Origin of the sequence: Streptomyces sp. LaBMicrA B280 (assembly GCF_049222185.1) — a bacterium.
GTDB classification, from domain to species: Bacteria; Actinomycetota; Actinomycetes; order Streptomycetales; family Streptomycetaceae; genus Streptomyces; species Streptomyces murinus.
In genome coordinates, this window is the sequence record NZ_JBMJCT010000052.1 from 37,193 (window position 1) to 53,340 (window position 16,148).

The following is a 16,148-nucleotide window of genomic DNA, read 5'->3' on the forward strand; positions in this document are numbered from 1 at the left end:
GACACGCCCTGTGGTGCGGGATTTTCTTGAAGGCGTCGCAACGAATGAGAGGAACGCAGTGAAAGGAATGCTTTCCGGAGTCCGCGTCGTCGAGCTGGGCAGCGTGATCATGGTCCCGTACGCCGCACAGCAACTCGGTGACCTGGGCGCGGACATCATCAAGGTGGAGCCCCCGGGCGGCGACATGACCCGCCATTACCCGCCCTCCCGTCACCCGGGGATGGGCGGCGCCGGACTCCATCTCAACCGCAACAAGCGCAGTGCGCTCATCGACCTCAAGGCGCCGCACGGCCGCGACGCGCTGCTGGCCCTGATCCGTACCGCGGACGTGTTCCTCACCAACGTCCGCCCGCAGGCCCTGGACCGGCTCCGGCTCGGGTACGAGGAGCTGCGGGCCGTCAACCCCGGCGTGGTGTACGTCAACGCGCAGGGTTTCCGCTCCGACTCGGCGCTCGGCACCCGCGCCGCGTACGACGACATCATCCAGGCCGTCACCGGGCTGGTGTGGCTCAATCAACGGGCGAGCGGTGAACCGCGGTTCGTGCCCAGCCTGATCGCCGACAAGGTCTGCGGACTGCAGATCAGCCAGGCCGTACTCGCCGCCCTGCTGCACCGGGAGCACGGCGGCGGCGGTCAGCACATCGAGGTGCCGATGGCCGACACCATGCTCGCCTTCAACCTGGTCGAGCATCTGGCCGGGGCGGTCATGGACGGCGAGTTCGGCGCGCCGCGCTCGCTCAGCCGCACCCGGCGGGCGCAGCGCACGGCGGACGGCTGGATGTGCGTCCTGCCCCACAGCGACCGCAACTGGCGGGACTTCTGCGCCTTCGCCGGCCGCCCGGAGCTCGCCGCCGATCCACGGTTCGCCGACCGCGCGCTGCGGGCCCGCAACGCCGACGAGATGTACCGCGTGCTGGACGAGATGACGGTGACTCACACGTGCGCCGAATGGCAGGAGTTCTGCGATGGCGTCGGCATCCCGGCCGCGCCCGTGCACAGCCTGGAGTCGGCCGTCGCCACCGCCTACGCCCGCGAGGGCGGTCTGCTGGCCGAGGCCGAGCACCCCACCGAGGGCGGCTACCGCTCCATCGCCCGTCCGGTGCGCTACTCCGCCGACCCCGAACCGACCGTGCGCCCCTGCCCCGCCCTCGGCCAGCACACCGACGAAGTGCTCCGCGAGGCCGGTTTCGATCCCGCCCTGCTCAATGAGGAGTAGTTTCATGACCGATACCACCGACACCCTGAAAGTGCGCCGGGAGGTGCGGGACTTCCTCGCCGAGGAGCGCGCCCGCGGTACCGTGCTCGGCCGCCCCGACTCCTGGCTGACCGGCTGGGACCCGGACTTCAGCCGCCGGCTCGCCGGACGCGGCTGGGTCGGCATGGCGCTGCCGCCCCAATACGGGGGCGGTGGGCGCGGATTCGCCGCCCGCGTCGTCGTGATCGAGGAATTGCTCGCCGCCGGGGCGCCGGTCTCCGCGCACTGGGTCGCCGACCGCCAGGCCGGGCCCTCGATCCTGGCCCATGGCACCGAGGGGCAGAAAGAGCGGTTCCTGCCCGCCATCGCGGCCGGGCGCTGCTTCTTCTCCATCGGCATGAGCGAGCAGGAGGCCGGCTCCGACCTGGCCAATGTGCGGACCCGCGCCGAACGGGTGCCCGGCGGCTGGCGGTTGACCGGTACGAAGAAGTGGACCGGCGGCGCGCATGTCAACGACTACGCGATCGTGCTGGCCCGTACCGGCGAGCACGAGGACCGGCACCAGGGGCTCAGCCAGTTCATCGTGGACCTGCGCGCCCCCGGCGTACGCACCGAGCCGATCCGCCTGCTGACCGGCGAGCACACCTTCAACTGGTTCCACCTCGACGGCGTCGAGGTCCCCGACGGCATGCTGCTCGGTCAGGAGGGTGACGGCTGGAAGCAGGTCACCGGCGAGCTGGCCTTTGAACGCAGCGGGCCCGAGCGTTACCTCTCCACCTTCCCGCTGCTGGTCTCGCTGACCCGCGAACTGCGCCGGGGCGCGGCCACTCCCGACCAGCAGGCCCGGCTCGGCGCCCTGCTCGCCCGGATCTCCGCGATACGGCAGCTCTCGCTCGGCGTCGCCGACGCGCTGGACGCGCAGCGCCCCGCCGATGTGCGGGCCGCGCTGGTCAAGGACCTGGGTACGCGCCTGGAGGGTGAACTCGTCCACGAGGTACGGCGCATCCTGCCCCGTACCGCCGACACCGGGGCCACGCCCGGCTCCTACCCTCACCACCTCGCCTACGCGCTGCTGCACAGTCCCGGCTACACCCTGCGCGGCGGCACCAACGAGATCCTTCGCGGCATCATCACCCGCGGTCTGGAGCGGCAGTCATGACCACCACCCTCGCCACCCGCGTCGCCGCCCTGTGCGAGGCCGGCCGCCTCGCCGGGCCGGGCCCCTTCACCGAGACCGTGGTCGGGCACCTCGGCGTCGTCCTCCCCGAGGGCCCGTCGGCCGTCGCGCTCGCCCACGGCCTCACGCTCGCCTACGCCCACCCCGCCGTCACCCGGGTCGGCCCGGTCGGCACCTCGGGCGAGGACGCCGCGCTCCGGGTCTCGGGCACCCTGCCCCGGGTGCCGTACGGGGCCACCTCCACGGTCCTCGTGCTGACCGAGGGGCCGGGCGGGCCCGTACTGTTCCCGGTCGACCCGGCCCGTACCACCGCCGTCCCCGGCACCAACCTCGCCGGTGAGCCCCGCGACACCCTCTATCTGCGCGACTACGCGGTGGCCGCCGTCGACGTCCGCCCGCTCACCCCGGCCGAACTCGCGCAGGCCGGGCTCCGTGCCGCCCTCGCCCGCGCGGCGCTCATCGCGGGCGCCGCCGAGCGCTGCGTCGAGCTGACGGTCCAGCACACCACCACCCGCACCCAGTTCGGCCGCCCGCTCAGCCGTTTCCAGGCCGTCAAACAGGAGGAGGCCCGGCTGATCGAGGAGTCCGCGCTGGTGCGCGCCGCGGTGGACGCCGCCGCTCGTGAGCTGTCGCTGGTCGGTGTGGCGGCCGCCAAGGCGCAGGCATCCGCCTCGGTCGCCGAGATCGCCCGCATCGCCCACCAGCTGCACGGCGCCGTCGGCTTCACCGAGCTCAGCGAACTGCGGTTCGCCACCACCCGGTTGTGGTCCTGGCGCGACGAGGACGGCGACGAGTCGTACTGGAACGCGCTGCTGGGCCGCGAGGCGCTCGCCGCGGACGACGTCTGGGCGCTGCTCGCCGTCTGACCCGCGCGTCCCACGGACCCCGGCCGGGCCGGGGTCCGTACGTCCGGCCTGGCACCGTTCACCGCCCACCACCCGATCTACGCTCACCTCATGGATCTCACGCCCCGCCTGTTGGAACAGTTCACCGTGCTCGCCGAGGAGAAGCATTTCGGCCGCGCGGCAAGCCGCCTGATGATGAGTCAGCCCCCGCTCAGCCAGGCGGTCCAGCGTCTGGAGCGGATCATCGGTACCCGTCTGTGCACCCGGAGCAGTCAGGGCGTCAGCCTCACGCCCGCCGGTGAGGCCTTCGCGGCCGACGCCCGGCGGATACTGGAGGCACAGGAGTCCGCCGTCGCCCGCGCCCGCCGGATCGCCCGCGGAGCGGAGGGTGAGCTGCGCGTCGGCTTCGTCAACAGCCTCGGCCACTGGCACCTGCCGCGCCTGCTCGCCGACGCCGCCGAGCAGCTGCCGGGTCTGCGCCTGCATGTGCGGCAGGGATCCACCGCCGCCCTGATCGACCTCGTCCGCAGCGGCACCGTGGAACTCGCGCTGGTACGCCAGCCCCCGCAAGACATCGACGACCTGACCGTCCACCGGCTCACCGTGGAACGCCTGGCCGCGGCCCTGCCCGTGGCGCACCGCCTCGCCGGGGCCGGCCGCGTCGCCCTGACCGACCTGCGCGAGGACTCCTTCGCCCTCGCCGGTGACGGGCCGCTCCAGCAACTGGCCCGGCGCGCGCTGCTGGCCTGCGACCGCGCGGGTTTCGTCCCCACCGTCCGTGCCCACGCCGACGATCTGCCCGGCCTGCTCAGCTACGTCGCCTCCGGCCTGTGCGTCACCCTCGCCCCCGAGCACACCGCCGCGCTCTCCTTCCCGGGCGTCCGCTTCCTCCCGCTCACCGACGAGGCTCCCGAACTCACCACCACCATCGCGGCCCTGCACCGGCCGCACGCCGACCCGGCCGTACGCTCGCTGCTGGCCCTCGCGGGCGCCTCGTTCGCGGGCTGACGGCCGGGCCGCGCGCGGGTTCAGGACGGCAGGGTCCAGGTCTGGTTGGCGGATCCGGTGCAGGACCAGATCTGCAACCGGGTGCCGTTGGCCGAGCTCTGGTCGGTGGCGTCGAGGCACTTGCCCGACTGGGGGTTCACCAGCGAGCCGTCGCCGCCCTGCCGCCAGACCTGGGAGCCGGTGCCGTTGCAGTCGTACAGCTGCACCTTCGTGCCGTTGGCGGTTCCGGCCGCCGCGACGTCCATGCACTTGCCCAGCGCGCGCAGCGTCCCGTCGGAGCCGACGGTCCATGTCTGGGCGCCGGTGCCGTTGCAGTCGTAGAGCTGGACGGCGGTGCCGTTCGCCGAGTTCGCGCCTGCGACGTCCGCGCACTTGCCGCCGATGCCCTTGATCGCGCCCGAGCCGCCGCCGGGCGGCGGGGTGACGGGGCCGGACGCGCCGCCGAGCCAGCGCAGCCCCTGGAGCAGCAGCTTGTTCTGCTCGGCGCTGCCGAACGTGGACGACAGCGTCGTGTTCGTGGCGTAGTCCATGGCGTTGTGGCCGAAGTTATTGTAGATCATCTTATAGTTACGGTTGGACCATACGATCGGGTAGTAACCGCTGTACCAGGACTGGTCGGGGTCCGTGCCGATCGGGAAGGTCGACTGGTCCATCGAGGCCAGGATGTCGATGTCCGGGTTCTGCCGCAGGTCGTACTGCCAGCTGTACCACTCGCTGACCGACGAGGTGATCGTCGACGGCAGGCCCGCCGTCGCCGGGTGGTCCGGGTCCTCGATCCTCAGCGTCTCGGAGGTCGGACCCCAGGTGTTGGACCGGAAGGTGCCGGTGCCGAGAAAGGTCTCGTGGTACCAGGACCAGTCGCTGGGCGTCTGGTCGTTGTACGCCGACACATGGAAGCCCATCCAGGCGCCGCCGTTGTTCATGTACGTCTGGAACGCGCTGCGCTGGGCCGTAGTCTGGGGATAGTTGTCCAGGAACATGACGACCTGGTATTTCGCGAGGTTCGCCGTGTTCAGCTGGTTCCAGTCGTTGGTCGCGGTGTACGTGTAGCCGTTCGCCGCCGCCTGCTGCGGGAACCACGCGTTGGCCTCGTGGACGAAGCTGATGTGCGCGGCGTCGTAGGTGCCGTCGTAGAACGCCAGGATCTTGAACGGCGTGGCGCCCTGGGCCCGGTGGGCGGGGGCCGCCAGGAGGCCGAGCACGACGGCCAGCAGGGCGAACAGGCGGATCATGGTGCGGGGAAGCCGGATGCTGGTTCTGCCCATGGGTCTTCCTTGTGTGGGGGGTCGGGGCATGGGGCGCCGGTGGAGGGGCGGGCGTCAGCCCAGCGTCCAGCTCTGGTTCGCGGTGCCGGTGCAGGTCCAGATCTGGAGCTGGTTGCCGTCGGCGGTGCTCCAGTCGGTGTCGTCCAGGCACTTGCCCGAACCGGTGTTGACCAGGCTGCCGTTCGAACCGGTCGTCCACGCCTGGGCGTTGGTCCCGTTGCAGTCGTAGAGCTGGACCTTGGTGCCGTTGGCCGTACCGGCCGCGGTGACGTCGAGGCACTTGCCCAGCGCGCCGAGGGTGTTGCCGCTGTGCGTCCACTGCTGTGCGTTGGTGCCGTTGCAGGTGTACAGCGTGACCGGGGTGCCGTTGGCCGAGTTGGCCCCGGCGACATCGACGCACTTGCCGCCGTAGCCGTGGATGGGCGTGGTGCCGCCGGTCGGGGGCGGGGTGGTGCCGCCGCCGGTGATGGCCTTGAAGATGGCGGTGAACTGGTGGTCGCTCTGGGCGGTGCCGCTGGCGCCCTGGTTGTCCCGGCTGAGCGCCCAGAAGGTCAGTTCCTGTATGCCGTTGCCGGCCGCGAAGGACTCCAGCTCCTGGGCGTCCTGGACGGTGAACACCTCGGCGCTGGTGTCGTTCACACCGATCATCGGGCAGTTGCCCTCCATGGCCCACAGCTGGGCGGAGGTCTTGGTGTTCCAGATCTGGCCGAGCTGGCTGTGCAGGCCGTTCGCGGCGCTGATCGCGGCCTGGCCCATGTCCATCGCCGGCCCGTAGTCCATGGTCATGATGTTGACCAGGTTGACGTTCAGATTGTGGCTCTTGGCGTTCTGCAGCAGGGCGACGCCGTTGGACTCCAGGCCGTTCGGGCTGACGGGCAGCGTGTAGTCCACGTCCAGCTTCTTGCCCTGGGCGGCGTAATCCTGCTGGAGGTTGGCGAGCGCCTGGTTGCGCCGGTCGTTGGCGGCGGTGTTGTCCAGGGTGCCGCCCTCGATGTCCAGGTCGACGCGGGTCAGGTTGAACTGGTCGATGACCTTCTTGTACTGGGCCTGCATGGCCGCGACCGTGCCGCATGAGGTGAGTTCGGAGCCGCTCGCACCGCCGAAGGAGGCGATGACGTCGCCGCCGGCCGCGCGCAGGCTGTTGATGGCGTTGTTCCAGCCGGAGTCGGTGACGGGGGTGTCACCGTTGATGGTGGCGTTGCAGGTGCCCTGGCTGATGACGAAGGCGAGCGTGTAGTACTTGTTCCCGGTCGCGTTGTACGCGTTCATCAGCGTCGAGGGGTCGTTCCACATCTCCGCGTACGGGGCGGAGTAGTGGGCCGGGAAGCCGGGGCCGGGGTTGGCGGCGGCCGATGCCGTCCCGGCGGTGGCGAGAAGGCCACCGGCGGCCAGCGGAAGGACGCAGATCGAGGCGGCCAACCATCTTCTGAGGGTTCGCATCATGGGGGGGTCCTCCTGGCACGGCTGTGTGGGGGTGTCCCGCGCTCGGGGCGGCTACGGGTAATTCGTCAGGTACGCCAGGCTGTTGCTCGGGGGCGCAGCGCTTGCCGGAGCCGGATGCCGCGCTCTGCCACGCTCGTCTCACCTCTTTTTACAAGCCGTGAAATTAGAGCCGGTCGACAATCTCCGTCAACCCCCGTGACATGGAGACAGCGGTCTTGACGGTATTGGTCTGCGCCAATACCGTCTGCTCGCACAGAAGTCCACATGGTTCAACAGCACGCCTCGTCAACGGAGTTGACGAGGCATCCGCCGGTTGGGGGCGAGAGCCCGGCCACACCGGAGGCGGCACGGCGAACAGACGCGATCATGTCCTTCTTCGGAGGCCAGACCTATGCAACTACCCCCAAGGGCACGCCGCGGCGGCTGGAAGAGAGCGCTCTCTCTGATTCCCGTCGTCGCGCTGACGACGGCGGCCGCCCTCACCACGACACCGAACGCCCAGGCGGCGGTGCCCCCCGCCCCTTCGGGCTTCACGCTCACCTGGAGCGACGACTTCAACGGCGCGTCGGGCACCGGCATCGATCAGAGCCTGTGGAAGTACGACACCGGGCCGGGCAGCAGCTTCGGCACCGGTGAGATCGAGACGATGACCAACAGCACCTCGAACGTCTACTACGACGGTCAGGGCCATCTGGTGCTCCAGGCCCTGCACTCGGGCTCCGACCCGCGCGGCGGATGGACCTCCGGGCGCGTGGAGACCCAGTCGGCGGGCTTCGGCGCCCCGGCGGGCGGCGTCGTACGCATCGAGTCCGTCCTCCAGCAGCCCAACGTCACCACCGCCAACGGCGCGGGCTACTGGCCGGCGTTCTGGATGCTCGGCGCGCCGCTGCGCTCCGGGGTGACCTGGCCGAAGTCCGGCGAGGTCGACATCATGGAGGACATCAACGGCCGCAGTTCCGTCTTCAGCACCCTGCACTGCGGTGTGAACCCGGGCGGGCCGTGCAACGAGTCGACCGGCATCGGCTCGGGTGAACGCGCCTGTTCGGGCTGCCAGACCGGTTTCCACGACTACGCGGCGGAGATCGACCGCTCCGTGTCGCCGGAGCAGATCAGGTTCTACCTCGACGGGAACAACTTCTACACGATCAACGCCAACCAGGTGGACGCCACGACCTGGTCCGACGCGGTCGACCACCCCTTCTTCATCATCTACGACCTGGCGATGGGCGGCGGCTTCCCGGACGCCTTCGGCGGGGGCCCGAACGCGGCCACGGTCTCCGGCGGCAAGCTGGTCATCGACTCGGTGGCCGTCTACAACAAGGCGCCCGGCTCCGGAGGCGGTGGCGGCGGCGGTTCGGTGAGCGGCCAGACGATCACCGGGCCCGGCGGCAAGTGCGTGGACGTCGCGGGCGACGACACCGGCGGCGACGGCACCGCGGTCCAGCTCTGGGACTGCCAGTCGGCGGCCAAGGACCAGCACTGGACCTGGAGCGGCCAGACCCTCCAGACCCTCGGCAAGTGCCTGGACATCGCCGGGGGCAACAGCGCCGCCGGTACGAAGCTGCAGCTCGCCACGTGCAACAGCGGCGGCTACCAGTCCTGGGTGCGGCAACCCGACGGCTCGTTGCGCAATCCGACCAGCGGCCGGTGCGTCGACTCTCCGTCGGGTGCCACCGCGAACGGCACCCGGCTACAGATCTGGGACTGCAACGGCTCCGGCGCCCAGCAGTTCGCCATCGGTACCCCGGTCTACGGACCGGGTGGCAAGTGCGTGGACGTGGCGGGTGACGACACCGGCGGCGACGGCACCGCCGTGCAGCTCTGGGACTGCCAGCAGGCGACGTCGCTCGACCAGAAGTGGACCTGGAACGGCCAGACCCTGCGCACGCTCGGCAAGTGCCTGGACATCGCGGGCGGTGTGAACGCGGCGGGTACGAAGCTCCAGTTGGCCAACTGCAACGGCGGCGGCTACCAGAACTGGGTGGCCAACTCCGACGGCTCGCTGTCCAATCCGACCACCGGCCGGTGCGTCGACTCACCGTCGGGTGCCACCGCGAACGGCACCCGCCTACAGATCTGGGACTGCAACGGCTCCGCCGCCCAGAAGTTCTCACTGGCCTGAGGAAGGACACCTCTGCCCGAGATGAGGCAGAGCAAGCCGGAGGGCCGCACCTCGATCGGTGCGGCCCTTCGGCGTGTCGTCGCTGCGCGGCCGTAGCAGCCGGACTCGGAGGGCCCTCAGCGGTAGTCGCCGGCCGGAGTCCACCACTTCTGCTGGGCCCCGCCCCAGCAGTCGAAGAGTTCGAGGTTCTTGTCGCCCCTGGTGTCGGAGGCGTTCGCGACCTCCAGGCAGCGGCCGGACGCGGGGTTGTAGATCTGTCCGTAGCGGCCCAGGACCCACTTCTGGTGCTGTCCCCCGTCGCACCGGTCGAGACCGACGGGCACCTTGTCGGCCGTGCCGTCACCGGACGCGCCCAGACACAGGCCGTGCACCTGGAGCGTGTCGTCCTGGCCCATGGTCCAGTCCTGCGCGTCGCCGCCGTTGCAGTCCCAGATGTCGGCGACGGCCGGCGGCTTCGTGGCGTTGCCGTAGTCGTCCAGGCACAGGGACTGCCCGTCGCCACCCTTGAGGCCGTACGTCAGAGGCGCGTGGACGGGCGCGTCCGGGGTCATCCGCGCGTCGACGTCGCTGACCGAGGCCGTCGTGGAGCTGCCCGTGTTGCTGCTGACGATCTGTACGCCGCGCAGCACGAAATCGGACTTCGGGAGGTGCTCGGGGTTGACGTAGTCGACGTACTTGTCGAACAGCTCGCTGAAGTCGTCGTCGATCGAAGCCCAGGTGGCGTCCTTCATCAGGTCGGGGCTGCGCACCATGACCCGGCAGCCGTCGGGGCAGGTCATCGTCGCGTCGTCCCTCGTGTACCAGACGACACCGTTGCTGTCGGGAGCCTTGAACGTGCCGGGATCGTAGTGGATGACGGAGATCACGTCAGGGTGTGCCGAACCGTGCTCGGAGTCCTCGAAGATGAGGTCCGTGGTGAGGAGCGCGCGCTTCTCGCCGCAGGTGAACGGCTTGGTCTGCTGGATCTTCGCACGGTAGGAGACGTCGATCCGGCCGTCCGCCGCGGTGCGGTACGCGCGGTCGGGCCCGGGCTTGAGCTAGGAGTCGGGGTAGGTGTAGCTGATGTTGGTCTCGTGCAGCCCGCAGACCCCGGAGGCGTCGTTCCGCATGCTCACCGTCCTGGCGGCGGTCTGGGTGGTGAACGAGTAGCCGGGTGAGGTGCCCCAGCTGGAGGTGTTCCATCCGTAGGTGCCGATGTCCCAGGTGGGGCGCTCGGGGCTCTTGCGGGTGAACTCCTCGGTCCCGGCGAAGGCACCGCAACCGGCGCTGCTGGTACGTCCGGGATCGGGTGTCGTGTTCTTGTCCGGCGGGTCCTCCACGACCAGCGCGTAGCAGTCGTGCGAGGGGCCGGGGTCGTACAGCAGTGAGAAGGAGCCGGGGTCGGCCGCCGCGGGCTGCGTCAGCCGCGGCCACAGGGCAGGTACGAGGAGGAGCAGTGCGGACAGTGCCAGCTGGGCGATTCTGCGGGGTGGGGCTGGTAGGGCCCTCATACAGGCGCTCCGGTGGGTGAGAGGGGGATGCAGACGATCTCCGGCGAGGGCAGCGGGGCCGGGGCCCCGGTCGCGGTCGCGGTCAGTGGACGGTGTTGACCTCGGCGGACCAGTACGACGGGAGGGTGTCCCACGGGTTGCCCCAGTCCTGGCCCTGGGGGCGGGAGTTGTCGTCGTCGGTGGCGTAGACGTAGCCCGCGTTGCGCTGCTTCGAGAGGGCGATGGCGTTCTGCATCCGCGCCTGGCTTCCCGTGGTGTGGATCAGGTGCCAGATCTTGGCGGGGTCGGCCGACGCCTCCCAGGATTCGCGGTCGTCGCCGTAGTGGTTCACATAGTCGTCGTAGGTGCCCTCGAAGGTGACCAGTGTGTCGGCGGCCCCGGTGTAGCACTGCTCGGGCGAGGCGCCCGGGTTGATGACGACCTTGGCGTCGGCGTCCTTCCCCTTCACATAGGACCGGAGCCGTTTGTAGGCGTCGACGAAGGCGTTGGCGTCGGATCGGGTGCCGCAAGCGGTGAGGCCGTCGTCGAAGAAGATCCCGCCCAGGCCCGAACCGCCGTAGTAGCCGTACCACTTGTCGACGTTGCGCTCCGCGCCTTCGACCCAGTCGTCGATGGACGTGCCGCCGTTGGGCGCGGCCCCGCCCTTGGTGCCGAGATAGCCGGAGTCGACGTATCCGATCACCATCGTCCCGGCGTCGTGCGCGGTCCTGATGGCGCTCGCGTAGTTGTCGTCCTCGCTGTCGCCGGGCCCGGAGTGCGGGTTGGCGACGGCCAGGCCCGCGCCGGGGGCCGGACTGGACAGCTGTGCCCACAGGTTGCCCTCACCCGAACCACCCGATTCACCCGATTCGCCCGGGTAGAAGTACGCCGGTACGGCCACCCGCTGCTTGATCCCGACGGCGGCGGACGCGTCGCCGACCGGGAGGGAGACCAGGGCGCCGAAGGCCAGACCCGCGCTCACGGCCGCCGCGCACAGGCGGCGCCTCCTTCCGGCGCCCGGACGACGGTCCACGTGACTGCTGTTTCTCATGGGGGCGTGCCTCCAATTTGTTTTTCTCCGGCGTACTGCCGAAATCGCTCGGCTTTCGCGTTGACTGTTTCGGCCGGCTCCGCGATGCGTTTTAGTCCCCGGCGCCGATTCACGTCAAGGCGCCGAATTGGCACGGGCGTTGGGGGATCCGGAGCCCCGGAACCGAACCGCCGGGCGCGCCTCCCCCACGACTCTCGGTCCGCTCCGAAGTCGTTCCATGGCGGAGTGACCAGCGGTGATCCCTCGGCGATGCTTCCGAACGACTCCGCGATGGCCTGGTCCGGGACGTCGTCCCGCTACGGCGGACCGGGACGGCCGGAGGCGATGACGACGGACCGGAAACGCTCACCGTTCGCGCACGGTCCGCTCGAACGCTTTCCCGAGGCATTGCCCGATTTTCTTTCGTTCCAACGGCTCGGCACAGGTGAATCGGATTCCGGCTGGTGGTGCGGAGACCACGCCGTCGCAATGGTCGGCGCCTCTCCGCCGTCGGGGGATCCGGCGTCCGTGGCATAGGCTGCCGTTCCGGAGTGCGGAGCCGAGGGCGGTGACTACGTGGAGATGTGCACGGGCCGCCCGAGTGAGTCACGGGCGCTGTGCGCCGCCGCCGACTCGGCCCGCGAGGGCACGGCCGCGGTCGTGCTCGTGCAGGGGCCGCCCGGCATCGGCAAGACGGCCCTCGTCCGCCAGTTCCTCGCCGGGCTGAGCGACTTCACCGTGCTGGACAGCGCGGCGACACCGTCCGCGGCGCCTTCCGACGTCGACTGCCTGTCCCGGCTGCTGCGGCAGGCGACGGCGCGGGTGCCGTACCACTCCCCCGCCGCCGCTTCGGGGCCGCGTGCGCTGCGGGAGTTGCTCGACATGTCGGCGGCGGCGCCCTGGGCCCTGTTCGTGGACGACGCCCAGTGGGCGGACAGCCCTTCGCTGACGGCGTTGCTGGAGGCCGCGCGCGAGGGCGGGCCCCTGTGCCTGGTGCTGGCCGCGCGGCACTCGCGTGGCTGGGACGAGGAGGTCCTGCACGCGCTGCACACGGTGACCCCCCTGACCCACATCGGTCTGGCCGAGCTGGGGGAGGCGGAGGCGGCGGCCCTGGTGTCCACCGCGCTCGGCGATCTCGCCGACGACGCGCTCACGCGTCGTCTGGTGCTGCGGTCCGGTGGCCATCCGCTGTACCTCAGGAGCCTGCTCGACGGCCACGGCACCGCGCGGCCCGGCGGCCCGCCCCGGCCCGCCCTGCCCGCGTCCGTGGTGCGGCGTCAGCTGAAGGGCGTGCCACCCGCGGGCGTGGCGGCGCTTGAGGCGCTGGCCGTGCTCGGCGGTTCCGCGACCGTGCCGACCCTGAGTGCCGTCCTGGGCGCCCCCGACTGCACCTCGGCGCTGGATCCGCTGGTCCACGAGGAGTTCATCACACGGACGGACGCCCACGTGCCCACCCTGGCCATCAGACACGGCGTGTTCCGGGACGCGCTGTACGACACCCTGCCGGCCGCGCGGCGCCGCGCGCTGCACGTCGCGGCGGTCGACGCGGTCGACGAACGGCGGGGGCTGGCGCACAGGGTGGCGGCGGCCGAGACCGTCGATGTCCGCCTGGCCGCCGACCTTTTGGAGACCGCGACCCACGAACTCGCCGAGGGCGGGCTCCTGCCCGCGGCACGGACGCTGCTGTCGGCGGCGTCCCTCTCGCACGCCGACGACCACCGGACCGACCATCTGCTCTACGGCGCCGTGCGGCTCCTCTTCTGGGCCGGTGCCGACGCGGAGCTGGCCCGGCACGGGCCCGCGGTGCGCACCCGTCGGCCGTGCCCCTGGCGGGACGAGGCGCTGGGCCTGGCCGAGTTCGCCGCCGGCCGCCTCGCCTCGGCACGGCGGCTGCTGGACCGGGCGCAGGAGTCACTGCGGGAGGCTCATCCCGGCCAGCGGGCGGTCGTCCGCACCGAACTGGCCCTGGTGCACGCGATCCTGGGGCAGGGGGAAGCCACCCGGCACCACGCCGACGAGGCCCTTCGCCCGGCTCCCCCGGCGGGCGGGGCGCGGCTGGACGGTCCCGTCGGACATCGCCCGGGAACCGACCCGGACCCGGCCGTAGCCTGTTCGGCGCCGGGCGGGCCCGCCGACGCCCGGCCGCCGTCCGGTGGAGTCCCGGACGTCTGCGCACAGGCGCCGTACGTCGTCGTACCCCCGGGGCTCCGGCAGGCGGCGCGGGCTCTGGCCGCCTACGGTACGGCGCTGCGGCAGGGCCCCCGAGCCGGGCTGGACCTCTTGGCCGACCTGCCCGAGGACGCGGACCTGATCGGTGAGGAGGACCTCCCGGCCCTGACCGTGCGGGGCATACTCCGGCTCGCGGACGCTCAACTGTCCTCCGCGACAACCGACTTGACGATGGTCACGGCCCGCCGCCGCTCCGGCGCCGCCCGGCTCCTCGGTACGAGCGCCTCGGTGCACCTCGCCATGTGCCATCTGCTGGGCGGCGACTGGAACCGGGCCGCACGGGACGTGGGGGCGGGGCTCGACGACGAGCAGGGACGCTGTTTCGACGGGCCCGCCCTGTGGTCCCTGCGCTCGGTCCTCGACGCGTTCCGGGGCCACGACCCGGCGTCCGAGGCAAGTCTGAGCCAGGCCCAACTCCTGGCCAGGGCGCTGGACTTCGGGGGGCCGCAGTACCACACCGCCATGGCCCGGGCCATGCGGGCACGGGCGCGCGGGGACCACCGCGGTGTGGTGGACGCCCTCCAGATGCTGGCCGAGCGTTCCGCGCACTCGGAGCGTGTGCGCATCGTCTCCACGAGCTGGCTGCCCTTCCTCGCCGAGTCGCTCGTCTCGTGCGGTCTCGCCGACCTCGCGGGTGCGGCCATGGAGGAGCTGAAGTCCACGGGCGACGCCTCGAACCCGCACCTGCGGGTCGCCGACGCCTGGCTGCACGGCCGTACGGCGGAGGCGGCGGGCGCGCACGAGACCGCGCTCGGCCGGTACACCGAGGCGGTCGGACTGCTCGGGCCCGGCCGGGACATCCCGCTGGTGCGAGGGCTGCTGGAGATCTCACGCGGGCGGGTGGCGGCGGCGCTCGGCAGGACGGGCTCCGCGACCGCGTACTTCGACAGCGCCGAGGACGTGTTCACCCGCCTGGGCGCGCGGCCGTTCCTTTCGGAGTGCCGGGCCGAGCGCCGGGCCTGCGTGCCCGAGCGCGGGGACACGGCGGCCCTGGACCATCTGCTGACCGGACGGGAGCGCGAGGTGGCCCGCCTGGTGGGGCTCGGCTGCACCAACCGGGAGATCGCCGACGAGCTGACGCTCAGCGTGAAGACGATCGAGTACCACCTGCGGAGCGTGTTCGTGAAGCTGGGGATGCGCAGCCGCAGGGAACTGCGCCGACGGGTCCAGGAGGCGGGCGGCAAAGACGGTCACCGGTGAGCCGTACGCGGAACTGCCCGGGCCGCGGCGACCGCGGGTGTCAGGAGGACCGGCGGCGGTGGGGCCGTACGGACGAGGGGATGACCACGAGGACCATGTCCAGGCCGGTCCCGCGCAGCCGGGCGACCATGTCCGGGTTCGCGTACGAGTCCGTGACCACGGTGTGGACCGCGTCGATGTCGGCGACCTTGGCCCGGTGCGCCTGACCCAGTTTCGAGCTGTCGGCCACGACGATCCGCCGCGCCGCCTGCTCCAGCATGACCCGGTCGATCTCCGCTCCGTCGGCGCTGTACTGGGTGAACCCGGCCGCCGGGCTGATGCCGTCGGCACCCACGATCGCGTAGTCGAAGCGGTAGGAACGCAGTGTCCTCTCGGCGGGTCTGCCGACCAGATCGTTGGACAACGGCCGTGCGGTGCCGCCGGTGACCACCACCTTCGCCGCCTGACGCTCCGTCAGGATGGTGGCGGTGTCGAGCCCGTTGGTGACCACGGTCAGGTCCGATCGGCCGGCCAGGCTCCTCGCCACGAAGCCCGCCGTGCTGCCGCCGCTGATGGCCAGGGTGAGCGGGCGGCCGGGCACGAGGGAGGAGGCGAGCGCACCGATGCGGCGCTTCGCCTCGGTGTTCTGCGACCGCCGCAGGCTCACCGGCAGTTCGGCGCTGCGCCGGGCGGCGGCGATCCTCCCGTACGACCGCCGGATCATTCCCCGCTCCTCCATGGCGGCGAGGTCCCGGCGCACGGTGGGTCCGGAGACGCCCAGGACGGAGGGCAGCAGACGGACCGGAAGCTCCGCGCGCTGCGTCAACAGGGTCAGGATGGTCGAGATGCGGGTGTCACGCGGCGCCTCGTTCATCCGCGTCTCCGTTCCGGTATGCGAACCGAGGTACGAGCCGGGTAGATGTCCGCGGAGTGGTGCCACTCCCCCGCTCCCCGAGCCTCACCGTTCCGTGCGTGCGGCGGCCCTCCCGGACCGGCCGTCGCATGTGTCAAGGAATGCAAACTTCGAAACTCCGCTCATGATCCGTCCCGTCGCTGACCGCCAGCTTCTCCGAAGCGCGTCCCGAGCGGATCAGGGAAAGTTCCTAGGGTTTTACGCGGCCGGTCGGGGTCGAGTGGAACGAACTGCTCATTCCTGCTGAGCAGTTCGGGCGAGGGGCGGCCGGTG

At 71.2% G+C, this 16,148-nt stretch carries 12 protein-coding genes; 6 read left to right on the forward strand and 6 right to left on the reverse strand.

Annotated elements, in window-relative coordinates:
• Nucleotides 1–67: 67 nt before the first annotated feature.
• The 4 genes from ACLF5H_RS30560 (at nucleotide 68) to ACLF5H_RS30575 (ending at nucleotide 4,225) form a co-directional block, all read left to right on the forward strand.
• Nucleotides 68–1,216 (forward strand): CaiB/BaiF CoA transferase family protein, encoded by a 1,149-nt coding sequence (locus ACLF5H_RS30560; protein WP_421679237.1) that lies wholly within the window; start codon nucleotides 68–70, stop codon nucleotides 1,214–1,216.
• A gap of 4 nt (nucleotides 1,217–1,220) precedes the next feature.
• The gene (locus tag ACLF5H_RS30565; protein ID WP_421679238.1) at nucleotides 1,221–2,354 is read left to right on the forward strand and encodes an acyl-CoA dehydrogenase family protein; all 1,134 of its coding nucleotides are present in this window, start codon (nucleotides 1,221–1,223) and stop codon (nucleotides 2,352–2,354) included.
• A complete protein-coding gene (locus ACLF5H_RS30570) occupies nucleotides 2,351–3,238 on the forward strand; it encodes an acyl-CoA dehydrogenase family protein (RefSeq protein WP_421679239.1) in 888 nt (295 codons plus the stop codon). The genes ACLF5H_RS30565 and ACLF5H_RS30570 overlap by 4 nt, the downstream gene beginning before the upstream one ends.
• 90 nt (nucleotides 3,239–3,328) lie before the next feature.
• Nucleotides 3,329–4,225, forward strand: coding sequence for a LysR family transcriptional regulator (locus ACLF5H_RS30575; RefSeq protein WP_421679240.1), 897 nt, complete (start codon nucleotides 3,329–3,331; stop codon nucleotides 4,223–4,225).
• Between the two features lie 20 nt (nucleotides 4,226–4,245).
• Here ACLF5H_RS30575 and ACLF5H_RS30580 read toward each other — a convergent pair whose 3' ends face one another.
• Complete coding sequence (locus ACLF5H_RS30580) at nucleotides 4,246–5,490, reverse strand: ThuA domain-containing protein (protein ID WP_421679241.1); 1,245 nt, start codon at nucleotides 5,488–5,490, stop codon at nucleotides 4,246–4,248.
• A gap of 54 nt (nucleotides 5,491–5,544) precedes the next feature.
• Entirely contained in the window at nucleotides 5,545–6,933 is a 1,389-nt protein-coding gene (locus tag ACLF5H_RS30585) for a ricin-type beta-trefoil lectin domain protein (RefSeq protein ID WP_421679242.1), read from the reverse strand.
• Nucleotides 6,934–7,324: 391 nt separating this feature from the next.
• Here ACLF5H_RS30585 and ACLF5H_RS30590 point away from each other — a divergent pair, with 391 nt between their 5' ends.
• Nucleotides 7,325–9,055 carry a ricin-type beta-trefoil lectin domain protein gene (locus tag ACLF5H_RS30590; RefSeq protein ID WP_421679243.1) on the forward strand — a complete coding sequence of 577 codons (1,731 nt, stop codon included), beginning with the start codon at nucleotides 7,325–7,327 and terminating at the stop codon, nucleotides 9,053–9,055.
• Between the two features lie 116 nt (nucleotides 9,056–9,171).
• Here ACLF5H_RS30590 and ACLF5H_RS30595 read toward each other — a convergent pair whose 3' ends face one another.
• The 3 genes from ACLF5H_RS30595 to ACLF5H_RS30605 all read right to left on the reverse strand — a co-directional run bounded on the left by ACLF5H_RS30595 (nucleotide 9,172) and on the right by ACLF5H_RS30605 (nucleotide 11,575).
• Nucleotides 9,172–9,921, reverse strand: a complete 750-nt coding sequence (locus ACLF5H_RS30595) for a ricin-type beta-trefoil lectin domain protein (protein WP_421679244.1) — start codon at nucleotides 9,919–9,921, stop codon at nucleotides 9,172–9,174.
• 171 nt (nucleotides 9,922–10,092) lie between these two features.
• The gene (locus tag ACLF5H_RS30600) at nucleotides 10,093–10,545 is read right to left on the reverse strand and encodes a hypothetical protein (protein WP_421679245.1); all 453 of its coding nucleotides are present in this window, start codon (nucleotides 10,543–10,545) and stop codon (nucleotides 10,093–10,095) included.
• An 82-nt stretch (nucleotides 10,546–10,627) separates the two neighbouring features.
• On the reverse strand, nucleotides 10,628–11,575 hold the full coding sequence (locus tag ACLF5H_RS30605; RefSeq protein ID WP_421679246.1) for a spherulation-specific family 4 protein: 948 nt from the start codon (nucleotides 11,573–11,575) through the stop codon (nucleotides 10,628–10,630).
• A 561-nt stretch (nucleotides 11,576–12,136) separates the two neighbouring features.
• Between ACLF5H_RS30605 and ACLF5H_RS30610 the strand changes: the two genes are divergently transcribed.
• Nucleotides 12,137–14,983, forward strand: coding sequence for an AAA family ATPase (locus tag ACLF5H_RS30610; RefSeq protein WP_421679409.1), 2,847 nt, complete (start codon nucleotides 12,137–12,139; stop codon nucleotides 14,981–14,983).
• Between the two features lie 40 nt (nucleotides 14,984–15,023).
• On the opposite strand, the gene ACLF5H_RS30615 is transcribed toward ACLF5H_RS30610, so the two are convergent.
• Nucleotides 15,024–15,836, reverse strand: a complete 813-nt coding sequence (locus ACLF5H_RS30615) for a DeoR/GlpR family DNA-binding transcription regulator (protein ID WP_421679247.1) — start codon at nucleotides 15,834–15,836, stop codon at nucleotides 15,024–15,026.
• Nucleotides 15,837–16,148: the final 312 nt, after the last annotated feature.

Coding starts and splice junctions, on each gene's coding strand:
- ACLF5H_RS30565 (WP_421679238.1), top strand. CDS start 1,221: ATGACCGATACCACCGACACCCTGAAAGTGCGCCGGGAGGTGCGGGAC.
- ACLF5H_RS30585 (WP_421679242.1), bottom strand. CDS start 6,933: ATGATGCGAACCCTCAGAAGATGGTTGGCCGCCTCGATCTGCGTCCTT.
- ACLF5H_RS30590 (WP_421679243.1), top strand. CDS start 7,325: ATGCAACTACCCCCAAGGGCACGCCGCGGCGGCTGGAAGAGAGCGCTC.
- ACLF5H_RS30610 (WP_421679409.1), top strand. CDS start 12,137: ATGTGCACGGGCCGCCCGAGTGAGTCACGGGCGCTGTGCGCCGCCGCC.
- ACLF5H_RS30600 (WP_421679245.1), bottom strand. CDS start 10,545: ATGAGGGCCCTACCAGCCCCACCCCGCAGAATCGCCCAGCTGGCACTG.
- ACLF5H_RS30605 (WP_421679246.1), bottom strand. CDS start 11,575: ATGAGAAACAGCAGTCACGTGGACCGTCGTCCGGGCGCCGGAAGGAGG.
- ACLF5H_RS30580 (WP_421679241.1), bottom strand. CDS start 5,490: ATGGGCAGAACCAGCATCCGGCTTCCCCGCACCATGATCCGCCTGTTC.
- ACLF5H_RS30560 (WP_421679237.1), top strand. CDS start 68: ATGCTTTCCGGAGTCCGCGTCGTCGAGCTGGGCAGCGTGATCATGGTC.
- ACLF5H_RS30570 (WP_421679239.1), top strand. CDS start 2,351: ATGACCACCACCCTCGCCACCCGCGTCGCCGCCCTGTGCGAGGCCGGC.
- ACLF5H_RS30575 (WP_421679240.1), top strand. CDS start 3,329: ATGGATCTCACGCCCCGCCTGTTGGAACAGTTCACCGTGCTCGCCGAG.
- ACLF5H_RS30615 (WP_421679247.1), bottom strand. CDS start 15,836: ATGAACGAGGCGCCGCGTGACACCCGCATCTCGACCATCCTGACCCTG.